The 21,491-nt window shown below is 74.9% G+C and carries 20 protein-coding genes; 11 read left to right on the top strand and 9 right to left on the bottom strand.

The window, feature by feature from the left end:
* Positions 1 to 383 precede the first annotated feature (383 nt).
* Entirely contained in the window at positions 384 to 794 is a 411-nt protein-coding gene (locus E4P41_RS11050) for an SSI family serine proteinase inhibitor (RefSeq protein WP_209307657.1), read from the top strand.
* Between the two features lie 98 nt (positions 795 to 892).
* Here E4P41_RS11050 and E4P41_RS11045 read toward each other — a convergent pair whose 3' ends face one another.
* A complete protein-coding gene (locus E4P41_RS11045) occupies positions 893 to 1,903 on the bottom strand; it encodes a DUF2877 domain-containing protein (protein WP_135141300.1) in 1,011 nt (336 codons plus the stop codon).
* A gap of 364 nt (positions 1,904 to 2,267) precedes the next feature.
* On the opposite strand from E4P41_RS11045, the gene E4P41_RS11040 reads away from it, so the two are divergent.
* The 3 genes from E4P41_RS11040 to E4P41_RS11030 all read left to right on the top strand — a co-directional run bounded on the left by E4P41_RS11040 (position 2,268) and on the right by E4P41_RS11030 (position 5,859).
* Entirely contained in the window at positions 2,268 to 4,118 is a 1,851-nt protein-coding gene (locus E4P41_RS11040; RefSeq protein WP_135141299.1) for a PucR family transcriptional regulator, read from the top strand.
* Between the two features lie 4 nt (positions 4,119 to 4,122).
* Positions 4,123 to 4,860: a DUF5995 family protein gene (locus E4P41_RS11035; protein ID WP_135141298.1), complete on the top strand. Its 738-nt coding sequence runs from the start codon at positions 4,123 to 4,125 to the stop codon at positions 4,858 to 4,860.
* A 240-nt stretch (positions 4,861 to 5,100) separates the two neighbouring features.
* On the top strand, positions 5,101 to 5,859 hold the full coding sequence (locus E4P41_RS11030; RefSeq protein WP_135141297.1) for an SDR family NAD(P)-dependent oxidoreductase: 759 nt from the start codon (positions 5,101 to 5,103) through the stop codon (positions 5,857 to 5,859).
* Positions 5,860 to 5,902: 43 nt separating this feature from the next.
* Here E4P41_RS11030 and E4P41_RS11025 read toward each other — a convergent pair whose 3' ends face one another.
* A complete protein-coding gene (locus E4P41_RS11025) occupies positions 5,903 to 7,450 on the bottom strand; it encodes a UDP-N-acetylglucosamine 1-carboxyvinyltransferase (RefSeq protein WP_245177273.1) in 1,548 nt (515 codons plus the stop codon).
* A gap of 80 nt (positions 7,451 to 7,530) precedes the next feature.
* On the opposite strand from E4P41_RS11025, the gene E4P41_RS11020 reads away from it, so the two are divergent.
* Entirely contained in the window at positions 7,531 to 8,277 is a 747-nt protein-coding gene (locus E4P41_RS11020) for an NAD(P)H-binding protein (protein ID WP_135141296.1), read from the top strand.
* Between the two features lie 96 nt (positions 8,278 to 8,373).
* Here E4P41_RS11020 and E4P41_RS11015 read toward each other — a convergent pair whose 3' ends face one another.
* From E4P41_RS11015 to malQ, 6 genes are all read right to left on the bottom strand, one after another.
* Complete coding sequence (locus tag E4P41_RS11015) at positions 8,374 to 9,252, bottom strand: universal stress protein (protein ID WP_135141295.1); 879 nt, start codon at positions 9,250 to 9,252, stop codon at positions 8,374 to 8,376.
* Between the two features lie 107 nt (positions 9,253 to 9,359).
* Positions 9,360 to 10,160: a DUF998 domain-containing protein gene (locus E4P41_RS11010; protein WP_135141294.1), complete on the bottom strand. Its 801-nt coding sequence runs from the start codon at positions 10,158 to 10,160 to the stop codon at positions 9,360 to 9,362.
* Positions 10,148 to 10,609, bottom strand: coding sequence for a hypothetical protein (locus tag E4P41_RS11005; protein ID WP_135141293.1), 462 nt, complete (start codon positions 10,607 to 10,609; stop codon positions 10,148 to 10,150). Before E4P41_RS11005 ends, E4P41_RS11010 begins: the two co-directional genes overlap by 13 nt.
* Before the next feature lie 256 nt (positions 10,610 to 10,865).
* On the bottom strand, positions 10,866 to 11,066 hold the full coding sequence (locus E4P41_RS11000; RefSeq protein ID WP_135141292.1) for a hypothetical protein: 201 nt from the start codon (positions 11,064 to 11,066) through the stop codon (positions 10,866 to 10,868).
* A 72-nt stretch (positions 11,067 to 11,138) separates the two neighbouring features.
* Positions 11,139 to 11,510: a hypothetical protein gene (locus E4P41_RS10995; protein ID WP_245177272.1), complete on the bottom strand. Its 372-nt coding sequence runs from the start codon at positions 11,508 to 11,510 to the stop codon at positions 11,139 to 11,141.
* 278 nt (positions 11,511 to 11,788) lie between these two features.
* A complete protein-coding gene (malQ, locus tag E4P41_RS10990; protein ID WP_135141291.1) occupies positions 11,789 to 13,621 on the bottom strand; it encodes a 4-alpha-glucanotransferase in 1,833 nt (610 codons plus the stop codon).
* 256 nt (positions 13,622 to 13,877) lie between these two features.
* Between malQ and E4P41_RS10985 the strand changes: the two genes are divergently transcribed.
* Positions 13,878 to 14,864, top strand: coding sequence for a tripartite tricarboxylate transporter substrate binding protein (locus tag E4P41_RS10985; protein ID WP_135141290.1), 987 nt, complete (start codon positions 13,878 to 13,880; stop codon positions 14,862 to 14,864).
* A 24-nt stretch (positions 14,865 to 14,888) separates the two neighbouring features.
* On the opposite strand, the gene E4P41_RS10980 is transcribed toward E4P41_RS10985, so the two are convergent.
* Complete coding sequence (locus tag E4P41_RS10980; RefSeq protein WP_135141289.1) at positions 14,889 to 15,803, bottom strand: LysR substrate-binding domain-containing protein; 915 nt, start codon at positions 15,801 to 15,803, stop codon at positions 14,889 to 14,891.
* A 135-nt stretch (positions 15,804 to 15,938) separates the two neighbouring features.
* On the opposite strand from E4P41_RS10980, the gene E4P41_RS10975 reads away from it, so the two are divergent.
* Genes E4P41_RS10975 through E4P41_RS10955 form a run of 5 tightly spaced genes read left to right on the top strand, consistent with a single transcriptional unit; the run spans position 15,939 to position 21,464 of the window.
* Entirely contained in the window at positions 15,939 to 16,451 is a 513-nt protein-coding gene (locus E4P41_RS10975) for a tripartite tricarboxylate transporter TctB family protein (protein WP_135141288.1), read from the top strand.
* Position 16,452: 1 nt separating this feature from the next.
* Entirely contained in the window at positions 16,453 to 18,162 is a 1,710-nt protein-coding gene (locus E4P41_RS10970) for a tripartite tricarboxylate transporter permease (protein WP_245177271.1), read from the top strand.
* On the top strand, positions 18,159 to 19,130 hold the full coding sequence (locus E4P41_RS10965) for a tripartite tricarboxylate transporter substrate binding protein (protein WP_135141287.1): 972 nt from the start codon (positions 18,159 to 18,161) through the stop codon (positions 19,128 to 19,130). The genes E4P41_RS10970 and E4P41_RS10965 overlap by 4 nt, the downstream gene beginning before the upstream one ends.
* Entirely contained in the window at positions 19,114 to 20,805 is a 1,692-nt protein-coding gene (locus tag E4P41_RS10960) for a thiamine pyrophosphate-binding protein (protein WP_135141286.1), read from the top strand. Before E4P41_RS10965 ends, E4P41_RS10960 begins: the two co-directional genes overlap by 17 nt.
* A complete protein-coding gene (locus E4P41_RS10955) occupies positions 20,802 to 21,464 on the top strand; it encodes a 3-oxoacid CoA-transferase subunit A (RefSeq protein ID WP_135141285.1) in 663 nt (220 codons plus the stop codon). Before E4P41_RS10960 ends, E4P41_RS10955 begins: the two co-directional genes overlap by 4 nt.
* Positions 21,465 to 21,491: the final 27 nt, after the last annotated feature.

The following is a 21,491-nucleotide window of genomic DNA, read 5'->3' as shown; positions in this document are numbered from 1 at the left end:
TCGTCGCCTCCTCGGGGACCCTGCGGGCCCCGCTCGTCAGGCGACACCGCGGCCACGTGCCGTTCCCGGCCGGCGCTGAGCCCCGTCGTCGCCTCCTCGGGGACCCTGCGGGCCCCGCTCGTCAGGCGACACCGCGGCCACGTGCCGTTCCCGGCCGGCGCTGAGCCCCGTCGTCGCCTCCTCGGGGACCCTGCGGGCCCCGCTCGTCAGGCGACACCGCGGCCACGTGCCGTTCCCGGCCGGCGCTGAGCCGCTGCCCGTGTCCCGGTCGGGAGACCGCACGAGCAACCTTCGTCAGGGGATCGCCGGGCACGGACGGGCCCGGCTGTTCGTCCACCTCCCGTGCGCCTGTTGCTGGTCGTCCTCGTCCTCGCCGTCGCGGGGTGCGCGGCGCCGTCCACGGGAAATCCTGGCGCCGCGCGGCGTCCGACCTCGGGATCGTCGTCGGCGGACCGGACGGCCGACTCCTGGTCGCGTTCGACCCCGGCGACGGCTCCCCGGCCCAGCGCTGGACGCTCTCCTGCGGGGACGAGGTGACGGGGGACCATCCGGCGGCGCCGGCCGCGTGCGACCACCTCCGCGGGCTCGACGACCCGTTCGCGCCGCTCCCGGCCGACCGGGTGTGCACCGAGCAGTACGGCGGGCCGCAGACCGCCCATGTCACCGGTCGGTGGCGCGGTCAGCCGCTCGACCTCGAGCTCTCCCGGATCGACGGCTGCCACATCGCCCAGTGGAACTCCCTCGGTCCGCTGCTGCCGGAGGACGTCGGAGTCCTGGACCCGCTCGGCCCCTGACGGGCACTCCCGAGGTGCCGTGCGCGCGCGAAGGGCAGAGGGCCCAGACGCACGAGAGCCCCCGTCCGGCGGGACGGGGGCTCGCGGCGGACGTGCGGTCAGCGCGTGCGGGTGGTCCGGTCGACGAGGTCGATCGCGGTGCACAGCCCCAGCGCCATGGCCCGGCCGCTGGTGGTGCCGGTGGCCAGCAGCCCGGCGATCGCCGGACCCAGCGGCCGCTCACCGACCAGCCCGTGCAGGACCGCGGCGTACTCGCCGCTGACCCGCCCGGCGGCCGCGTGCCGCAGCAGCGCCCGCGAGAGCTCGGTCGTGCGGCCCACGGCGAGCGCGGAGACCGCGGCGGCGAACCGGTCGGCAGCCGGGTGGCCCAGGAGCACCAGCCCGGCCATCGTCCCGGCCATGACGTCGTCCCCGGCGGGGGTCAGCCCGGGGCCCAGGCCGATCAGCCGCGTCGCGGTGCGCAGGGCGGCGTCCAGGTCGGCCCGGCGGACGGCGCCGCGCAGGGCGGCCAACGGGCCACCCGGACCGGCCGGCAGCCCGGGGAGGGTGAACGCGCTGTGCGGGACGCCCTCGCCGTAGAGGGCGTTGCGCAGCTGGCGCACACCCTCGGGCAGCAGGGCCGGACGCGGGCGAGGCAACCGCGGGCGCGGATCCCACCAGGCGGCGGCGCTGACGGCGAGGTCACCGACGACGATCCGGCCGCCCCCGACCTCGGCCGGGGCGTCGGGCGGCAGCGCCACCAGCGGGCGCCCGTTGCTCGGCCGGAACAGCACGCAACCGAGCGGCAGCCGCGCGGCGTCGCTGGTCAGCACACCGACGACGTCCCCGCCCCGCTCGGTGGGGAGGTACAGGTAGACGGCGGCGGGGACGCTCAGGAGGACGCGTGCCGGGCGGACCGGGCCGCGCAGGAGGTCGGCGACACCGGTGCTCGCGGAGGCGGGCACGGCGGTCGCGGCGCGGGCAGGAGGAGCGGTGCGCGCGGTGGCCTGGGCCGACTCGCGCGGCAGGGGGATGGTCGGTAGTCCCGCCCGCGCGGCGCGGCCGCGCGGGGAGGTCGGAGCCCCGGGGCGGCTCCCGTCCGGGCCTGCGGTCTCGTCGATGGTGCGCATGGCGACCTCTTCACCTGGAAGAACAGCGGGAGGCACCGTCGGCTCGAGACCCCCCGCCCGGCCCCGTCCCACCCGCCGGAGGAGGGAGCGGCACCCTGGCAGGGGAACCGGCCTACCATCCACCGGGCGGAGTGGAACCGGGCTTCGAACCTAAGCGGCGCGTCGCATGCCCAAGTATGGCGGAAGTCGCCAAGAATGGGAGGGTGCGTCCGGACACTCCTGACAGGGTGCCGCGGTGTGGCCATGTGCATCGGCGACTGAGAAGGTGGGTGCCGTGACCCAGGGTGAAGCATCTCTCGCCGTCCCCACGCACGGTGAGGGGGCGCTCGCGTCCCGACGTCACTTGTCGGCAGCGGAGGCGCCGGTGACCGCGAGCCGCGGCGAGCGGCCCAGCTGGCAGGAGCGGATGGGCCTGACCCTCGCGGAAGCGCTGCGGTTGCCCGGCCTGGCGGAGACCGAGGTGGTCGCCGGCGCGGGCGGGCTGGACCGGATGGTCCGTTACATGGTCGTCGACGACCCCGCCGACCCACTCGCCGTGGCCGGCCCCGACGTCCTCGTCGTCCTCGGCGCCCGGCTGCCACCGGCCGACGCCGCCAACTGCCGGGCGCTGGTCGAGCGGCTGGACTCCATGGGCACCGCGGCACTGGCCTTCCGCCGGACCGACGGGCCCCCGCCGGTGCCGGCCGAGGTGCTCGCCGAGGCCGACCGACGGGCGCTCCCGGTCCTCGCCCTGCCGGCCTCCGTCCGTCTGGGCGAGGTCGTCTCCGAGGTGCTCGGCGCGGTCGTCGGCAAGCAGAGCGAGGCGCTGGCTCTCTCCAACCGCATGCACGACCAGTTCATCGACGTCGCGCTCAGCGGTGGCGGGCTGGCCGAGGTCACCGAGCAGCTGGCGGTCTCGCTGGAGGGCGCCGCCGTGCTGGGCCTGGGGTCCGACCGCGAGATCGTCACCAGCGCCGGCCCGGCCGAGGACGTCGCGGAGATCAGCGACTGGCTGTGGCTGCTCGACGCCGAGGCCGAGGACGAGATGGCGATGATGGCGCCGTCCCGCCGGCTCTCGGGCCTGCGCGCCGACCAGACCGTGGTCACTCCCGCCGACGTGCTGGCCGACGCCGACCCGGCCGACGGCATCCTGCTCGTCCCCGGGCACCACGAGCTGCCCGGCGGGGTGGGCGAGTACGCGGTCGCCCCGATCATGGCCGGCGACCAGCGGCACGGCTGGCTGGTCGCCGTTCACCGGCGCGGGCCGATGCTGGTCGGTGCCGGTGCGGTGCTGGAGCGGGCGGCGGTCGTCTCGGCCCTGTCGGTGATCCGCCAGCAGGCCGTGCACTCGGTCGAGCTGCGCTTCCAGGGCGACCTGGTGCGTCGGCTGGTCGCCGGGGCGCTGCGGCACACCGAGCGGGCGCTGGCCCAGACCCGCTCCTTCGGCTGGCGGCTCGACGGGCCGGTCGTCGTCCTGGTGACGGCCACCGAGACCGTGGCCGACCCGCAGGCCGACCCCACTCGCGCCCTCGACGTCCTCGACCGACTGGCCGACGGCTGGCGCGCCGCGCTGGAGACCGAGGTCTCCGGCGCCGCGGTGGCCGGGCTGGCCACCGAGATCGTCACCGTGCTGCCCCTGGACGGGCGGACGCCGGAGGAGATCACCTCGCTGGTCGCGGCGGTCACCGGGCGGGTCAACGCGCGGGTGCGTCGGGTCGGGCGGGTGCTGGGCACCGGTATCGGCCGGCCGGCCGGCTCGCTGTCGGCGCTGGGGGAGGCGCACCAGCAGGCGTCGCGCGCGCTCGGCGTGGGCCAGGAGATCCACGGCCCGCAGGCGGTCACCCACTTCGACCAGCTCGGCGTCTTCCGGCTGCTGTCGCTGATCCCGGACAGCACCGAGCTGCGCAACTACGTCGACGAGGTGCTGGGGTCGTTGGCCGATGCCACCGACCCCGACTCCGCCGACCTGCGCGAGACGCTGCGGGTGCTGCTGGAGACCAACCTCAACGTCGCGGAGTCGGCCCGGCGGTTGCACTTCCACTACAACACGATGCGCTACCGGATCGGCAAGCTGGAGCGGCTGCTCGGGCCCTTCACCACCGACCCGACGCTGCGGCTGAACCTGCTGCTCGCGCTGCATGCGGCGAGGATGCGCGGCCTGGACCAGCCGCACCGGCCCCCGGTGGACGCCGCGATGACGCTGCCCCCGGACGACGGTCTCGATGCGCTGATCTGAGCGCATGGGGAGGAGCGTCGCGGCGCTGGTGGCGCGCATGGGGCACCTGCTGGCGCCGCTGGAGGTCGACCGCGATCCGGCGCGGTTCTTCCTCGGCGTGTACCTGCGGACGACGGTGGCGGTCGGCGCGGCGATCGATGCCGGGGGCTTCGAGGACCCGGCCTGGGTCGAGGAGTGGGACGTCGACTTCGCCGGCCTCTACCTCGACGCGCTGACCGCGCACCGCCGCGACCCGGCGTCCCCGCCGCGGCCCTGGCGGCTGGCCTTCGGGGCCCGGCCGGACCTGCCGCCCGAGGCCCACGTGCTGCTGGGCATGAACGCGCACATCAACTTCGACCTGCCGCAGTCGTTGGTGCGGGTCATCCCGCCGGCGGACTTCGACGACCCGGCCACCCTGGACCGGCGCCGCCGGGACCACGAGCGGATCGACCGGGTGCTCGCCTCCCGCGTCGCCGCCGAGGACGGCGAGCTGCACCGGGCCGGGGGACGGCGGACGCGGCTGGACCGGGTGCTGGCCCCGGTCAACCGGACGGCCAGCCAGATGTTCCTCCGCGAGTCCCGGCGCAAGGTGTGGGCCAACGCGGCGCAGCTGGACGCCGCCCGCCGCCGTGGGTCCGAGGCGTACGCCCGCCGGGTGGCCGACCTCGAAGCGGCCTCGGCCGCACGGGTCGACGACCTGCTGCGCCCCGGTCCGGTGCTCGTGCGGCTGGCCGCCCACGGCTTCGGCGTTGCGCTGCGCTGAGCGTCCCGGCGCGCCGGGTGCTGCCGCATCGGCGACGCTGGGGTCCGGGCCGCACCCGGCGGCCGGCCGAGGAGGAGGTCGCATGAGCGCCGCGACGACGACGGGCGAGCGAGCATCGCAGCGAGGCGGGCGCCGACAGGGAGTGAGCATCGCAGCGAGCGCCAGCGAGCGAGGAGGGGAGCGACCGCGGAGGGGCCCTGGACAGACGAGCGAGGAGCGGAGCGAGCCCGGAGTCGAGCGGTGAACGAGGTCGCCCGTCCGCTGTCCGGCAGGGTCGCGCTGGTCACCGGTGCCTCGTCGGGGATCGGGGAGGCCACCGCCCTCGCCTTGGCCGAGGCCGGCGCCGCCGTCGCGATCGGGGCCCGCCGCCGCGACCGGCTCGACGGCCTGGCCGCGACGCTCACCGACGCCGGTGCGCGGGTGCTGACCCTCGACCTCGACGTCACCGACGAGGCGGCCTGCCGCGACGCCGTCCGCCGGACCCGGGAGGAGCTCGGCGGCCTCGACGTCCTGGTGAACAACGCCGGCGTGATGCTGCTCGGCACGATCGTCGGCGCCGATCCCGGGGACTGGCGGCGCATGGTGCACACCAACGTGCTCGGCCTGATGTACATGACGCACGCCGCGATCGACGGGATGGTCGAGCAGGGTTCGGGCGACGTCGTGAACGTCTCCAGCGTCGCCGGCCGCACCGCCCGCAAGGGAGCCGGCGTCTACAACGCCAGCAAGTGGGCGGTGAACGCCTTCAGCGAATCGCTGCGCCAGGAGGTGACGACGAAGGGCGTGCGGATCTCCCTGGTCGAGCCCGGCGCCGTCGCGACCGAGCTGCGCACCCACATCACCCAGCCCGAGGCCCGGCAGGCTGCCGACCGGCACGCCGAGGGCATGCGCCAGCTGCAGGCCGAGGACGTCGCGCGCGCGATCGTCTACGTGGTCGCCCAGCCGCCGCACGTGGCGGTCAACGAGGTGCTGGTGCGCCCCACCGACCAGGAGCGCTGAGCGGAGTCGCTCGAGTGCGGAAACCGTCACCGAGCGACTCCGCTCAATCGTGGAAGACCTCGATGCGGGCGCCCATCTCCACCAGCCGCTCGTAGAGCTGCTCGTAGCCGCGGGCGATGATGTCGACGTTGCGCAGCACCGACGTCCCCTTGGCCGCCAGCATCGCCAGCAGGATGCACACCGCCGGGCGCAGCGCCGGCGGGCAGACCACCTCGGCGCTGGACCACCGGGTCGGGCCGGTGACCAGCACCCGGTGCGGGTCGAGCAGCCGGACGTCGGCGCCGAGCCGGGTGAGGTCGGAGAGGTGGATGGCCCGGTTGTCGTAGACCCAGTCGTGGATCAGCGTCGAACCGGTCGCCGCCGCCGCGATGACGGCGAAGAACGGCAGGTTGTCGATGTTGAGGCCGGGGAACGGCATCGGGTGGATCTTGTCGATCGGCGCCCGCAGGTCCGACGGCGAGACGGTGACGTCGACCAGCCGGGTGTGTCCGTTGTCGGCCAGGTACTCCGGCGAGAGCGTGTAGCGCAGCCCCATCTCGGCGAGGGTGGCCAGCTCCACCTCGAGGAACTCGATCGGCGCCCGGCGCACCGTCAGCTCGGAGTCGGTGACGATGCCGGCGGTCAGCAGGCTCATCGCCTCGACCGGGTCCTCGCTGATCGGGTAGTCGACGTCGGCGTCGAGCACCGGCCTTCCGCGGACCACCAGGGTGGTGGTGCCCAGCCCCTCGACCCCGACGCCGAGCAGCTGCAGGTACAGGCAGAGGTCCTGGACCATGTAGTTGGAGCTGGCGTTGCGGATGGTCGTCGTCCCGTCGGCACGGGCGGCGGCCAGCAGCGCGTTCTCGGTGACGGTGTCGCCCCGTTCGGTCAGCACGATGGTGCGGTCGGCGGAGTCCGGCGGGGTCACCGCGGCGTGGTACTCGCCGCCGCGGGCCTCCACCTCCAGGCCGAAGGGGCGCAGCGCGATCATGTGCGGCTCGACCGTGCGGGTACCCAGGTCGCACCCCCCGGCGTAGGGGAGGTCGAAGCTCGGGGCCCGGTGCAGCAGCGGGCCGAGGAACATGATGATGCTGCGGGTCCGGCGCGCGGCGCCGGCGTCGATGCCGGCCAGGTCCAGCTCGTCGGGGACGACGAGGGTGAGGTCGCGACCGGCGGCGTCCCAGGTCGCCGAGACCCCGATCGAGCGCAGCACGTCGAGGATGCGCTCCACCTCGACGATGCGGGCCACGTTGCGCAGCGTCGTCCGGCCGCGGTTGAGCAGCGCGGCGCACAGCAGCGCGACGGCGGCGTTCTTCGACGACTTGACCGTGACGCTGCCGCGCAGCGGCACGCCGCCGGTGACGCGCAGGTGGGTGGGGCCGGCCGGGCCGACGGTGAACAGCTCCCGCTCCAGCGCCTCGGACAGCCGGCCGAGGAGCTCCAGGGTGAGGTTCTGCCCGCCCTGCTCGATGCGGGCGACGGCGCTCTGACTGGTGCCCAGGCGCTCGGCCAGCTGCTGCTGGGTCAGCCCGCGGTGGCGCCGGGCGTCGCGGACGAGCAGCCCGACGCGGCGCATGGCGGTGTCGGTCGGGGTGGGATCGAGAGCCGTCACGAGCCCCGACGCTATCTCGCATGTGAGATGAGGCGGGTCGGGTGCGCCGCGGACGGACCGATCCGGCCAGACTCCGGGGCATGGACGTTCTCGTGACGGGCGGGACGGGGCGGCTCGGCCGTGTGGTGGTCGGGCGGCTGCAGGGCGCCGGCCACCGCGTGCGGCAGATGTCGCGGCGGGGGACCGGTCCGGGCGGGGTGCGCGGCGACCTGGCGACCGGCCGCGACCTGTCGCCGGCGCTGGCCGGGGCCGAGGTGGTGGTGCACGCGGCCAGCGACGCGCGCGGGAACTACTGGGAGGCCGACGTCGCCGGCACGCGGCGGCTGGTGCAGGCGGTGGATCGCGGGCGGCTGCGGCACCTGGTGTACGTGTCGATCGTCGGGGTGGACCGCATCCCGTTCGGCTACTACCACGCCAAGTACGCGGCCGAGCAGGTGCTGCTGGCCTCGGGGCTGCCGGTGACCCTGCTGCGCGTCACCCAGTTCCACGACTTCGTCGACGAGCTGCTGCGCACCGCCCGGCGCGGGCCGGTGCTGCCGGTGCCGATGGGCTGGCGGGCGCAGCCGGTGGACGTCGGGGAGGCCGCCACCCACGTTGCCGAGGTCGCCGCCGGTCCGCCGGCGGGGGACGTCGTCGAGTTCGGCGGCCCCGAGGAGCTGACCGCCGCCGACATGGCGCGGGCGTGGGCGGCGGCCCGGGAGCCGGGCGCCCGGGTGGTGGCCACCCCGGTGCCGGGCCGGCTGTCCGCCGCGTTCCGGGACGGCGCCGCGCTGCCCACGGGTGGCGCCCGGGGGCGGCGGACCTACGCCGAGCACCTGCGCGGCTGAGGAAGGGCCTTCTCCCCGAGCCCCTCGCACGCGCACGCCAGGAGAGGCCGGGGGCCCGGGACCGGGCCGGTACGGCGTCCGACCGCGGCCCCGGGCTCAGCCGGTGGGGCGGTCCGGCACGACGAGCACCGGGCGGTGCGCGCAGTGCAGGAGCGCCCGGGTCACGTGACCGACGAGCATGTCGCGGGCGCCGCCCCGCCCGCGACTGCCCACGGCGACGACCGCTGCGCCCCGGCGGGCGGCCTCGTCGGCCAGGGTCCCCGCGGTCGCCCGCGCGCTGCCGGTGCGCCCCGAGCACCGGACGGTGACCAGCTGCGTGCCCTCGGGCGCCGTCGGCGCCGGATGGTCCCCGTGCTCCTCGACGGCGACCAGCACCCGCTGCCGGCCGGGGAACAGCGCCCTCGCCGCGTCGAACGCCCGCTGGGCGGAGGTCGAGCCGTCGGTGCCGGCCAGCACCGGTCCGGAGGCGGCCGCCGTCCACTCGGTGGTGGTCAGCGGGTGCGGGACGACGAGCACCGGCACGGGGCTGACGTGCACGACCAGCTCGGACACGCTGCCGAGGGAGGCTCGCATGCCGCCGAGTCCGCGCGAGCCCACGATCATGAGGTCGGCATCCAGCTCGTCCGCCGTCCGGGCGAACTGGTAGCCGTCGCCGCCGAAGGTCCGCTTGACCAGCGATTCGGCGTCCCACCCGGCGGCGTGGGCCAGCTTCACGCCGTTGCGGACCAGCCGCTCGGCCTCGGCGCGGCCCTCGGTCTCCAGCAGGTCGCCGAGTGCCTCCATCGTGTCGGCCCGGAAGGTGAGCCGGTGCCGCAGCTCGGGCGAGGTGAACGGCGGCTCCCACAGGTGCAGGATCGACGCGGTGGCCGACGGCAGGAGCATGGCGGCCGCCTCGATCGCGTTCACCGCGCTGGGCGAACCGTCGTAGCCGACCAGGACGCGCAGGCTCCGGACGCCGGTGTCAGGTGCGCTCATGCCGGCATCCTCCACCGCTGGGACGCGTCCGGGGAGGGGGTGCGCGGAATCCGGCGTCCTGAGCGACGTGCGCGGCCTCGAGCGGCCGGCCGAAGCCGGGCCGGCGGTCAGTCGCGACGGACGCGCGCCCAGGGGTCCTCGGGGTCGAAGTCGTCGTCCGGCTCGCCGTCGGCGGGTTCGGTGCGCGGCCGGGGCTCGGTCCGGCCGGCCGCGGCCTCCAGCGCTGCGTCGCGCTCCCGGGCGCGCTCGGCCCGTTCCGCCCGCTCCTGCGCACGCAGTGCCCGGCGGGACGGCCGCTCCTCGGCGTCCGGACGCCGGCTCAGCCACCAGAGCCCGGCGCCGGCCAGTGCCAGCCCGATGGGGATCGGGTAGGCCGCGGCCCGCTCGGTACCCCCTTCGCCCAGGTAGGAGGTGATGCCCAGGGCGACGAAGACCGTCATCGCGGTGCTGAGCAGGCCGAGCAGTGCCAGCACCGTCCCCAGCGTCTCCGAGCGCGGCCGCACGGCGTAGGCGAGGGCGAGCAGTCCGAGCCCGCCGCCGACGAAGTAGAGCCCGGCACCGGCCTGGTGGAGGTCCTCCTGACCGTCCAGGGGGAACAGCCCGATGAGCACCACGCCGACGGCGGCCGCGGCGAGGAACGCGGGCACCAGCCGGCCACCGAGGCCGGCCAGCGCGGGGCGCAGGAGGAGGGCGCCGGCGCCGATGAGCAGGCCCTGGACGGCGAACGAGGTGTTCATCAGCAGCTGCGCCGGCGAGGTGGCAGCGCCCAGCTCGCTGATCACGTCCTCCGCGCGGCTGTGGGCGCCGTCGGTCTGCAGCTGGGCGATCGTCTCGACGACGAAGAACTGCAGGGTCAGCAGCCAGGCGATCGCGCCCCAGCGGTACCGGGAGGGAGTCACGGGGGCCATGGTCCCAGCGCGTCGTCCCGCGGAGGCGCGACACCTTCGGACAGGGCGGCGAGGACGACGGCGAACTGGCCGGCGGACAGCCACGAGGGGTTGCTGCCGGCGGGCATCCGCAGCACCTCGGCGTCCCGGGCGTCGGGGTCGGCCAGCAGGTCGGCGCGGGGGACGGGGGAGGGCAGGCGGGTCAGCCGGACGGGGACGACCGGGCCGTCGCCGTGCTCCTCGACCGCGCCGGAGATCGCGCCGAGGGCGTGTACGCCGGGGGCCGTGCGACCGCTGACCCACAGCAGGCACGGCTGGCCGGGGCGCATGAGCTCCAGCCGGTAGGAGTGCCGGACGCAGCGGGTCAGCTCCCGCACCGCGCCCGCCGCCCAGCCGGGGACGATCTCGTCCGGCGGGCGGGTGGACTTGAGCACCCAGCACGCGACCTCCCCCGGACCGAGGCGGGTCACCGGGACCTCCTCGGGCCAGGGGACGGCGCCGGCTCGGCGGATGTCGGGGACGGCTCCTGGCCGGGGTGGACCGGTCGTGGGGCCCGGAGGGTTCCCGGCCGGGACACGGGCAGCGGCTCGGCGCGTGTCGGGGACGGCTGCTGGCCGGGGTGGACTGGTCGCGGGGCCCGGAGGGTTCCCGGCCGGGACACGGGCAGCGGCTCGGCGCGTGTCGGGGACGGCTCCTGGCCGCGGTGTCGGCCGGTAGGCCGACAGATCAATCAGTCGCGGAGTGGACGTCGGCGCCAGCGGGGTCGGCGTCGTCGGCGTCGACCATCTGCCGCTCGTGCTCGGTGCGGTGCTGCAGGGCGTCGTCGTTGGGACGTGGGTCGGCCTTGCCGTGCTCCTGCCGGTCGCGCGGCGCCGACTCGGTCGGGGCCATGACGTCGTCGAGGGTCGGACGGTCGGGCTCGCTCATGGGTCTCTCCGCTTCGTCGGGGATGGTCCTCGGGAGAGGCCATAGCCACCAGGCGCCGACGGTAACCGGTGATCAACGTTGCTCGAGGAGCGCTGCCGGGACCCAGGCCTCGACCAGCACCGTGCCCTGCGGCCCTGCCACGGCGTAGGTGACCCGGCCGTGCCAGCCGCCGTCGACCTGCCGCCACTCCACGAGCAGCCCCGGCCAGACGCCTGGGGCGCCGGGCGGGTCGTGCACCCAGCAGTGCCGCCCGCGGCCCCGCCCGTGGTCCTGCCCGTGGTCCTGCCGGTGGTCCTGGCTGCGGTCCTGGCTGCGGTGGTGGCGGGCCCCGGTGTCCGGAGGCGGCGGCGCGGTGACGGGCGGCTCCGGTGGACCCACGCCCGAACGCGCCGCCCGCTCGCCGAGGGAGCGACCGGACCGCCCGGGGTGCATGCCGCCAGCCACCGCCAGAGTGTCGCACGGGGTCGAACAGGCGTTCGATGCTCGGGGGCTGGTGGAAGCCGTGGGTGCCGAAGGGCGGCGTCCGGGTCGGCCGCGCGGAAGGCGGTGACGACGCCCTGGTCGGCGGCTCTGGCGCGGACACCCTCGAGGAGGGCCGGGGCAGCGGCACCGGGCGCAGGAGGGCCCCGCGTCCCGAGCACGCTCGGACGACGTCGGCGATCTCGCACGGATCCGGGCCTCGGAGCGTGCGAGATCGCCGATCTCGCCGGGGATCGAGCGGCTCAGGAGTCCTTGATCCCCGCGGCGAGGGTCTGCGCGACGGTCTGCAGCAGCGGGTGCCCGGGCAGGTCCTCCACGAGCACGGGCAGCGGCAGGGACCAGTTGGGCCGGTCGGTGGTGCCGGGCATGTTCGGTCGGCGCCGCTCGCCGACGGCGTCGTCCAGCGTGGCCGACAGCAGCAGGGACGGCGCCTGCGCGAGCATCTCGTGCGCCTGTCGGACCGCAGTCTCCGGCCGGGCGTTCTTCCGGACGCAGGTGAGCCTGTCCAGCAGCGACTGCCGGCCGCGCTCGAGCTCCTCGTCCGTCCCGGTGCCGTGCTCGCGCTGCTCCTCGACGTCCGCGCCGGTCCACAGCCCCACCACGGTGGGCAGGTCGTGGGTGGTGATCGCGGCCATCGCCGTCTCCGGCCACTCGGCGGGCGGCTCCTCCTCGAACCACAGCAGCCGGTAGCTGAGCATGCCGTGCTCGGCCATCGCCTCGCGGACGCCCTCCTCGACGGTGCCCAGGTCCTCGCCGACGACGACGGCCTGCGCGCGATGGCTCTCCAGCGCGACGATGTCGAGCAGGTCCTCGGCCGGGTAGCGCACGTAGGCGCCGTCGGCGGGGCTCTCGCCGGCGGGCACCCACCACAGCCGGAACAGGCCCATGACGTGGTCGATCCGCAGGCCCCCGGCGCCGGCCATCGTGGCTCGGATGGACTCGACGAACGGCTCGTAGTCCGCCTCCCGCAGCCGCCACGGAACCAGGGGCGGCGAGCCCCAGTCCTGGCCCTGCGAGTTGAAGGCGTCCGACGGGGCGCCGACGCTCGCGCCCTGGGCGAGCACGTCCTGCCAGGTCCAGGCGTCCGCGCCGCCGCCGGCCACGCCGATCGGCAGGTCCTGGATGACGGTCATGCCCTCCGTGGCCCGCTCCAGCTGCAGGTACACGCACCACTGGAGCCAGGCGTGGAAGGCGACGTCGCGCTCGTGCTCGGCGACGAACCGCCCGACGTCGCCGCTGCGCGGGTCGCGCAGCTCCTCGGGCCAGGTGTGCCAGTCGGGACCGTGCTCGTCGGCCAGGGCGCACCAGGTGGCCCAGTCCTGCAGCGGCTGGCCCTGGTGCCACCACCAGTCGGGGAATGCGGGGGCGTCGCGGCCGGTGGCGTCGAAGACCCGGCGCAGCACCTCGCGCTTGCGGGCCCAGATGGCGTCGCGGTCGATCAGCTCGCCGTCGCTCAGCGCCCGGCCGGCGTCCTCATCGAGGTCGACGGCGTCGGCGCCGGGGACCTCGGCCACCCGCAGGTACAGCGGGTTGCGGAAGCGACGAGTGGCCGGCAGGTAGGGGCTGGCCTCCTGCTGCGGCGTCGGCGCGACGGCGTGCAGCGGGTTGATGAGCACGAACCCGGCGCCCTGCCCGGCCGCCATCTCGCGGACGGCGCGCAGGTCGGCGAGGTCGCCGATGCCCCAGCTCTCGCGGCTGCGGGTGGCGTACAACTGCACCGCCCAGCCCCAGGTGCGCTCGTCGGGGAGCCAGCACCGGCCGGGGGAGACGATCAGCCGGCGGCGCGGCCCGCCGGGGGCCTGCAGCCAGTGGTAGCCGAGCGGGAAGTCGTCGGGCAGCTCGCCGTCCACGTGCCGGGCCGAGCCGTCCTCGAGCGTCACCTCCGCCTCGTCGACCTCCAGCGCGTCGCCGGGGCGGGCGACGATGGGAGCGCGGTCCTCGAGGTCGGCCGGCGGGGTCCCGATCACCTCCCGCAGGCGCTCGATGGTGCCCGGGGCGACCCGGTGTTCCTCGTCCAGGGCGTCGAGCCAGCTGGCGTCGATGCCCCACTCGTCGGTGCTGGGAGTGCGCGTCACCCCCCGATACTCCCCGCCGCACCCACCGCCCACACGGCAGGCCCCGCGTGGTGCCGCTCTCCCCGGAAGCAGGATCGGGGGGTCGAGGTCACAGCTTCGTGACAGTTCGCCACCCCGGCTTACATCCGTGTGAGCTGCCTCGCAGGCTCATTGGGTGCGGCGTCCGCCGCACCGAGCGAGCCGGGCACGGCGCCGCGGGCGGTCCGCCGCGCCCGGCCCGGACCCCCCCACCCGAAACACATCAGTGGAGGCATGCATGAGACACCCCCGGTCAACCCTTCCCGTCCTGGTGGCGGCGTCCGCGATCGTCCTCACCGCCTGCGGCGAGGACGGCGCGGAGGTCGGGGAGGCGGCGGCCGTGGAGTACCCGTCGGAGGAGATCACCCTCTACGTGCCGTACGCGCCCGGCGGGCCGACCGACCTGGCCGCGCGCACCGTGGGTAGCTGCCTGGACGAGGACTTCGAGCCGCCGGTGGTGGTGGAGAACCGGGAGGGTGCCTCGGGGTCGCTCGGGATGCAGGCGATGATCCAGGGCGGGAACGAGGGCTACAGCCTGTCGCTGATCGCGGTGCCGGCCTCGGCCACCAACCCGCTGCAGGAGGACGTCGGCTACACCAACGAGGACTACATCCCGATCGCCGCGGTGACCGAGATCCCGTCGGTGCTGGCCGTGGGGGAGGGCTCGCGGTTCGCCTCGGCCGAGGAGCTGTTCCAGTTCGCCGAGCAGAACCCCGGCCAGGTCAACGTCGGGGTGCCCGGCGCGACCACGTCCCAGGCCATGGAGCTGCAGCGGCTGGCCGAGCTGTACGGGATCGAGCTCACGCTCGTGCCGTTCACCGGCAACGCGGAGATGACCACCGCGCTGCTCGGCGGCAACGTCGACGCGGTCTTCATCAACGCCTCGCAGGACGTCCTGGAGAACATCGAGGCGGGCAGCTTCGTGCCGCTGGCCGTCAGCCCGGAGGAGCGGGTCGACTACCTGCCCGACGTGCCGACGCTCGCCGAGCTCGGTTTCCCCGAGCTCACCAACAGCGTCTCGGTCTTCGGGCTGGCCGCACCGGCGGGCACCCCCGACGAGGTGGTGCAGACCCTGGAGGACGCCGTGGCCGCATGCCTCGAGCAGCCGGAGGTCGTCGAGACCCTCGGTGACCAGTACGTGCCGGACGAGTTCGTCGGCACGGAGGACTTCCAGGCCCGGATCGACGAGATCGTCGAGGTGTACGGCCCGCTCCTGCAGGAGTAAGCGATGACGGCGTCCGGGTGCCGGTCAGGGCCCGTCCAGCCCTGGGGGAGGGCTGGGCAGGACCTCCTCGGCGGTGGCGAGGAAGCCGGCGAGCACCGGGGAGGGATCGCCGTCCCGCCACGCGAGGGCGATCGGCACCCGGACGTCGACCCCACCGGCGATGGGGGTGAAGACGACGCCCTCGATCTGCAGCGTCTCGGCGGAGGCGGGCATCAGTGCCACGCCGACCGCGGCACCGACCAGCGCGACGACCGTGTGCGTGTCCGGTGCCTCCTGGACGACGCGCGGCGTGAAGCCGGCGGAGAAGCAGGCGTGCACCGCGGCGTCGCGCAGCGCCGAGCCCTGCATCGAGACGTAGCTGACGAAGTTGTCGTCCGCCAGCGCGGCCAGGTCGACCTCCGGCTCGCCGGCCAGGGGATGGTCCTGGGGCAGCACGGCCATCAGGGACTCGTTGAGGATGACCCGGCTGGCCAGTGGCCCGGCCGGCACCGGCGCGCGCAGGAACCCCACGTCGATCCGGCCGTCGATCAGTGCGCTGACCTGGGCGGCGCTGAACACGGAGGGGTGCAGCTCCAGCCGGACCAGCGGATAGCGCCGCCGGTAGGCACGTGCCATGCGGGGGAGCAGCCGCCAGGTGATCACGCCGGTGACGCCCACGCGGAGCTCACCGCGCTCGCCCCGCTCGCTGACCAGCACCGACTCGCGGGCCCGCTCGGCCTCCCGCAGGACGCGCCGGGCGTGCTCGACGAACACCGCCCCCGCGCTGGTCAGCCGGACCTGCCGGGTCGTCCGCTCGAGCAGCAACGCACCGACGTCCTGCTCGAGCTGCTTGACCTGCTGGCTCAGGGCCGGCTGCGCCATGTGCAGGCGATGGGCCGCTCGGCCGAAGTGCAGTTCCTCGGCGACGGCGGCGAAGGCGCGCAGGTGACGTAGCTCCACGCAGCTCCTCGGATAGATGCACAGACGCTATGGACGGCGACCGAATTCGTTATTGGACCACACAGAAAGACCCTCCTAGTGTCAGACGACCGCAGTGTCAGGCGTCACAGCCGGCCGAGAACCGACGAGGAGACCATGTCCGCGCCTCCGTCCGCATCCGGCACGGTCCGGGAGCGTTCCCGGGACAGATCCGTACTCGCGTCGCACCTGCACCGGATCGCCCCGCTGCTGCTCGTCGCCCTCGGGCTCCTGGCCCTGTTCCAGGCCCGGGACATGGGCCTGGGCGAGCTGACCGCGCCCGGGCCCGGTCTCTGGCCGTTCCTCGTGGCGGTGCTCCTCACCGGCACCGCCGCGGTCCTGGTGTTCGTCGACCCGGCCGAGGACTACGAGCCGTGGACACCGGCCACCGTCCGGATCATGGGCGGCCTGGTCAGCCTGGGGCTGTTCATCGTCCTGTTCGAGGCGCTCGGCTTCATCATCCCGGCGTTCCTGATGCTGGCCCTGTGGCTGCGGGTGTTCGGTCGCGAGCCGTGGCGGTGGTCGCTCGGCCTGGCCGTGGCCGGCGCCGTGCTGTTCCACCTGCTCTTCGTCGAGGCCCTCGGCGTGCCCTTCCCCGAGGGCGTGCTCGAGCCGGTGCTGGGGGGCTGACATGGAACTGTGGGACGGGATCCTCCAGGGCTTCTCCGTCGCGCTGGACCCCACCAACCTGCTCTACGTCTTCCTCGGCGTCCTCATCGGCACCGTGATCGGGGTCCTGCCCGGCCTCGGGCCGACGGCGACGATCGCCCTGCTGCTGCCGCTGACCTACGCCATCCCGCCGGAGACGGCCGTCATCCTCCTGGCCGGCATCTACTACGGGTCCATGTACGGCGGCACGATCACCTCGGTGCTGCTCCGGTTGCCCGGTGAGGCCGCCGCGGTCGTGACCACCTTCGACGGCTACCAGATGGCCCGGCAGGGGCGGGCCGGCCCCGCGCTGGGCATCGCGGCGGTGGGGTCCTTCATCGGCGGCATCGTCGCGGTGATCGGGCTGGCCCTGCTGGCCCCGCCCCTGGCCGAGCTGGCGGTCGAGTTCGGTCCCCCCGAGTACGTGGCCCTCACGGTGCTGGGCATCCTGCTGGTCACCTACCTGGGCGCGGGCTCCGTGCTCAAGAGCCTGTCCATGGCCGCCCTCGGCCTGCTCCTGGCCACCATCGGGCAGGACCCGATCACCGGGACCACCCGGTTCACCTTCGACCAGGTCTCGCTGTTCGACGGGCTGGACTTCGTCGCGGTGGCGATGGGCCTGTTCGGGGTGGGCGAGATCCTGCACAGCCTGGAGCGCACCGACGCCGTCCGTGCGGTCACCTCGAAGATCAAGCACATCTGGCCGACCCGGAAGGACTTCCGCGACTCCTCCGGCGCGATCGCCCGCGGCTCGGTGCTCGGCTTCTTCATCGGCGTCCTGCCGGGCGGGGGCGGCGTGATCTCCTCGCTGGCCTCCTACGCGATGGAGAAGCGCCGGGCCAAGGACTCGAGCCGGTTCGGCAAGGGCGCCATCGAGGGCGTCGCCGGGCCGGAGACGGCGAACAACGCCTCCTCCACGTCGGCCTTCATCCCGCTGCTGACCCTCGGCATCCCGGCCAACGTCGTGCTCGCGCTGATCTTCGGCGCCCTGCTGATCCAGGGCATCACCCCCGGGCCGCAGCTGATCGACCAGGAACCGGGGATCTTCTGGGGCGTCATCGCCTCCATGTTCATCGGCAACCTGATGCTGCTGATGCTGAACATCCCGCTGGTCGGCGTCTTCGTGCAGCTGCTGCGGGTGCGCGCCGGCATCCTGGCCGCCTTCGCCCTGCTGGTGACGATGACCGGCGTCTTCTCGGTCAACAACGACACCTTCGACATGTGGGTCGTGCTGGTCTTCGGCGTCATCGGTTGGCTGATGAAGAAGACCGGGTTCGAGCCCGGCCCGCTGGTGCTCGCCTTCGTCCTGGGCTCCATCCTGGAGCGGGCGTTCCGGCAGTCGATGCTGCTCTCCGGCGGCAGCCTGGAGATCTTCGTGACCCGGCCGATCTCCGGGACCCTGTTCGGGCTCATGGCGCTGATCATCGTGATCAGCCTGGTCACCACCCGGCGCCGCAAGTCCGTGTTCGGCCGGGTCGAGGCCGAGGACCTCGCCGAGTCCGAGGAAGCCACCCCGTCCGACGCGGCCACCGGCAGCACCGCGAGCCGGCAGCGCGACGGTGGTCCCGTCGTCGGCCGGGACCCCGACGTCGCCGAGGGGGACCCCGGCGCCGAGGCGGTCGTCCGCGCCGGCGACCCCGACCCCCGCGCAGGCAACGATCCAGACATCCCGTCGTCCCGAGGAGACCGATGAGACCGCTACGCCTGCTCGCCGCCCTGGTCCTCACGGCCGTGCTGGCCGGCTGCGGCGACGATGCCGCACCGGACGCCGAAGCCGTCGCCGACTACCCCACCGAGGAGATCCGGCTGCTGGTGCCCTACACGGCGGGCGGTCCGACCGACATCGCGGCGCGGGCCCTCGGCCAGTACATGGAGGAGCAGCTCGGCCAGCCCGTCGTCGTGGAGAACCTCCCCGGCGCGTCCGGCGCCACCGCGTACCTGGAGCTCATCTCCTCCCCGGCCGACGGTCACACGCTCTCCATGACCGCGCTGCCCACGGCGGTGCTCAACTACCTGTCCAACGACGTCGGCTACACCCGTGAGGACTTTGCGCCGGTCGGCGTGGTCACCCAGGTGCCGTCCGGGATCGTCGTGCCCGCCGACTCCCCGTACCAGGACCTGGAGTCGCTCTTCGAGGCGGCGCGGCAGGACCCCGGGGCGATCACCGTCGGCACGCCCGGGGCCACGAACACCCACGCCGCGGAGACCCGGCGGATCACCGAGCTCTACGACGTGCCCCTGACCGTCGTGCCCTTCGAGGGCGGCTCCGAGGTGCGGACCGCGTTGCTCGGCGGCAACGTCTCCGCCGGCTTCGTCAACCTCTCGCAGGACCTGCTCCCGGCGATCGAGTCCGGTGAGCTGCGGGTGCTCGCCGTCGGCACCGAGGAGCGGCTGCCCTACGTCGACGCGCCGACGTTCGTCGAGCTGGGCTATCCGGAGCTGACCCAGAGCACCACGACGTTCGGCGTGATCGCCCCCGCCGGCACGCCCGAGGAGGTGGTCGCCACCCTCGAGGACACGCTGCGCAGCGCGTCGGAGGACCCCGAGGTCGTCGCGGCGCTGGAGGAGCGGTACGTGCCGGAGGAGTTCATCGGCAGCGAGGAGCTGGGCCAGCTGTTCGTCGAGACGGAGGAGACCTTCCGCGATGTCGTCGGCGACTGAGGCGACCCGGGTCGCCGCCGAGGGCGGTCGGGCGACGGGCGCCGACCACCTCGTCGCGGCCCTGCAGGACCTCGGCGTCGAGACCGTGTTCGGGCTGCCCGGGGTGCACAACCTCGCGGTCTGGGAGGCGGCCGCGGCGGCGGGACTGCGCGTGGTGGGCGTCCGGCACGAGCAGACCGCGGTGTACGCGGCCGACGGGTACGCCCGCGCGACCGGCCGGTTGGGCGTGGCCGTCGTGACCACGGGCCCCGGGGCGGCGAACACGCTCGGTGCCACCGGCGAGGCGATGGCCTCGGGGGCGCCGGTGCTCGTCGTCGCCACCGACATCCCGTCGACGCTGCGCCGTCCCGGCGTGTACCGCGGCGTCCTGCACGAGACCCGTGACCAGGCGGCCATGTTCGCCCCGGTCACCAAGGCGACCGTGGTGACGTCGTCGGCCGGGGACCTGTACGCCGACACCGTCGGCGCCGGCTCGGTCGCCCTGCGGCCGGCCACCGGGCCGGTCTACCTGGGGGTCCCCACCGACCTCCTCGGTGCGCCGACCGGCAGCCCCGAACGGGCACCGGTGCCGCCCGTCCCGGAGCACCGGGTGGACGGCGACGACCTGGCGCGTGCCCGCGAGCTGATCGCCGGCGCCCGACGTCCTCTGGTGTGGGCCGGCGGCGGGGCGCTGCGGTCCGGGGCCGGCGAGCTCGTCGGCGAGCTGGCCCGGCGCCTGGCCGCCCCCGTGGTCACCACCTTCGGCGGGCGGGGCCTGCTGCCGCCCGAGCACCCCTGCCTGGTGCCCGGCCCGGCGCACGTCCCCGCGATCGGCCGGCTCTGGGACGAGGCGGACCTGGTGGTGTCCCTGGGCAGCGACCTCGACGGGACGAGCACGCAGAACTGGGCGATGCCGCGCCCGCCGGCGCTGCTCGCGGTCAACGTCGACCCGGCCGACGCGGGCAAGAACTACCCGGCCGACCTCACCGTGGCCGGCGACGTGTCGGTCGTCCTCGACGCACTGCTCGACGACCTGCCCCAGCGCGACGGCCTGCCGGCGCTCCGGGAGACGATCGACGCGCTGGCCGACGACGTGCGGGCGCTGGTGCGCGTGGACGAGCCGCAGGCCGAGGGGCTGCTCGACGCGCTCGACCGGGTGTCCGACCGGGCGGGGGTGCTGCTCGCGGACATGTGCATCGCCGGCTACTGGGCGGCCGCCTTCTCCCGGGTGCCGGGGCCGCGCCGGCTGGCCTTCCCCCTGGGCTGGGGAACGCTCGGCTACGCCTTCCCGGCCGCGATCGGGGCCGCGCTCGCCGGCGGGGGCCGGGCGCTGGCGCTGGTCGGCGACGGCGGGTTCCTGTTCGCCTGCGGGGAGCTGGCCACCCTCGCCCAGGAGGAGCTGCCCGTCACCACCGTCATCGTGGACGACGGCGGGTACGGGATGCTGCGGTTCGACCAGGTGCACTCCGGCGTCCCGACGCGGGGCGTGGACCTCGCCACCCCCGACTTCGTCGCCCTCGCGCGGTCCTTCGGCGTCCCGGCCCGGACGGTGGACGGCTTCGGCGAGGAGTTCGCGTCCGCGCTCGCGGAGAGCCTCGACGGCACCGGCCCGGACGTCCTCGTGGTCCGGGCGGCGCTGACCCCGCCGCCGTCCACCTCGCCCCGCTGGTACCGGCGCCGCCAGGCGGCACCGTGATCGACAAGCGGGTGGCCACGCTGGCCGAGGCCGTGGCGGACGTCGCCGACGGCGCGACCGTGCTCGTCGGGGGCTTCGGCAACTCCGGCGTCCCCGTCGAGCTGGTCCACGCCCTGCTGGAGCAGGGGGCCCGGGACCTCACGGTGGTGACGAACAACGCCGGGAGCGGCGAGACCGACATCGCGGCGCTGATCCGTGAGCGCCGGGTCCGCCGGATCATCTGCTCTTATCCGCGCTCGGCGGGCTCGGTGTGGTTCGAGCAGTTCTGGCGCCGCGGGGAGATCGAGCTGGAGCTGGTCCCGCAGGGCACCCTGAGCGAGCGGATGCGCGCGGCGGGCGCCGGCCTCGGCGGCTTCTTCACCCCGACCGGCGCGGACTCGCAGCTCGCCGAGGGCAAGGAGGTGCGGGTCCTCGACGGCCGCCGCCAGGTCTTCGAGCGGCCGCTGCCCGCCGACGTCGCGCTGATCAAGGCCGACCGGGCCGACCGCTGGGGCAACCTCGTCTACCGCACCGCGGCCCGCAACTTCGGCCCGACGATGGCGACGGCGGCCGCGCGCACCGTCGTCCAGGTGCGGGAGTTCGTCGAGCTGGGCGAGCTGGACCCCGAGGCCGTCGTGACGCCCGGCATCTTCGTCGACCGCGTGGTGGAGGTGGCCTGAGTGACCGAGCTTGCGAGGTGGCGCATG

The sequence above is a fragment of the Geodermatophilus sp. DF01-2 genome (genome assembly GCF_004571065.1).
Classification (GTDB): Bacteria; Actinomycetota; Actinomycetes; order Mycobacteriales; family Geodermatophilaceae; genus Geodermatophilus.
This window is presented reverse-complemented; position numbering and strand designations above follow the sequence as displayed.

Bases quoted from the DNA above. Each gene is read 5' to 3' on its own strand.
- E4P41_RS11010 (WP_135141294.1), bottom strand. From the start codon at position 10,160: ATGGCCCCCGTGACTCCCTCCCGGTACCGCTGGGGCGCGATCGCCTGG.
- E4P41_RS10975 (WP_135141288.1), top strand. From the start codon at position 15,939: ATGTCCGCGCCTCCGTCCGCATCCGGCACGGTCCGGGAGCGTTCCCGG.
- E4P41_RS11015 (WP_135141295.1), bottom strand. From the start codon at position 9,252: ATGAGCGCACCTGACACCGGCGTCCGGAGCCTGCGCGTCCTGGTCGGC.
- E4P41_RS11020 (WP_135141296.1), top strand. From the start codon at position 7,531: ATGGACGTTCTCGTGACGGGCGGGACGGGGCGGCTCGGCCGTGTGGTG.
- E4P41_RS10970 (WP_245177271.1), top strand. From the start codon at position 16,453: ATGGAACTGTGGGACGGGATCCTCCAGGGCTTCTCCGTCGCGCTGGAC.
- E4P41_RS10960 (WP_135141286.1), top strand. From the start codon at position 19,114: ATGTCGTCGGCGACTGAGGCGACCCGGGTCGCCGCCGAGGGCGGTCGG.
- E4P41_RS10965 (WP_135141287.1), top strand. From the start codon at position 18,159: ATGAGACCGCTACGCCTGCTCGCCGCCCTGGTCCTCACGGCCGTGCTG.
- E4P41_RS11035 (WP_135141298.1), top strand. From the start codon at position 4,123: ATGGGGAGGAGCGTCGCGGCGCTGGTGGCGCGCATGGGGCACCTGCTG.
- E4P41_RS10985 (WP_135141290.1), top strand. From the start codon at position 13,878: ATGAGACACCCCCGGTCAACCCTTCCCGTCCTGGTGGCGGCGTCCGCG.
- E4P41_RS11045 (WP_135141300.1), bottom strand. From the start codon at position 1,903: ATGCGCACCATCGACGAGACCGCAGGCCCGGACGGGAGCCGCCCCGGG.
- E4P41_RS11000 (WP_135141292.1), bottom strand. From the start codon at position 11,066: ATGAGCGAGCCCGACCGTCCGACCCTCGACGACGTCATGGCCCCGACC.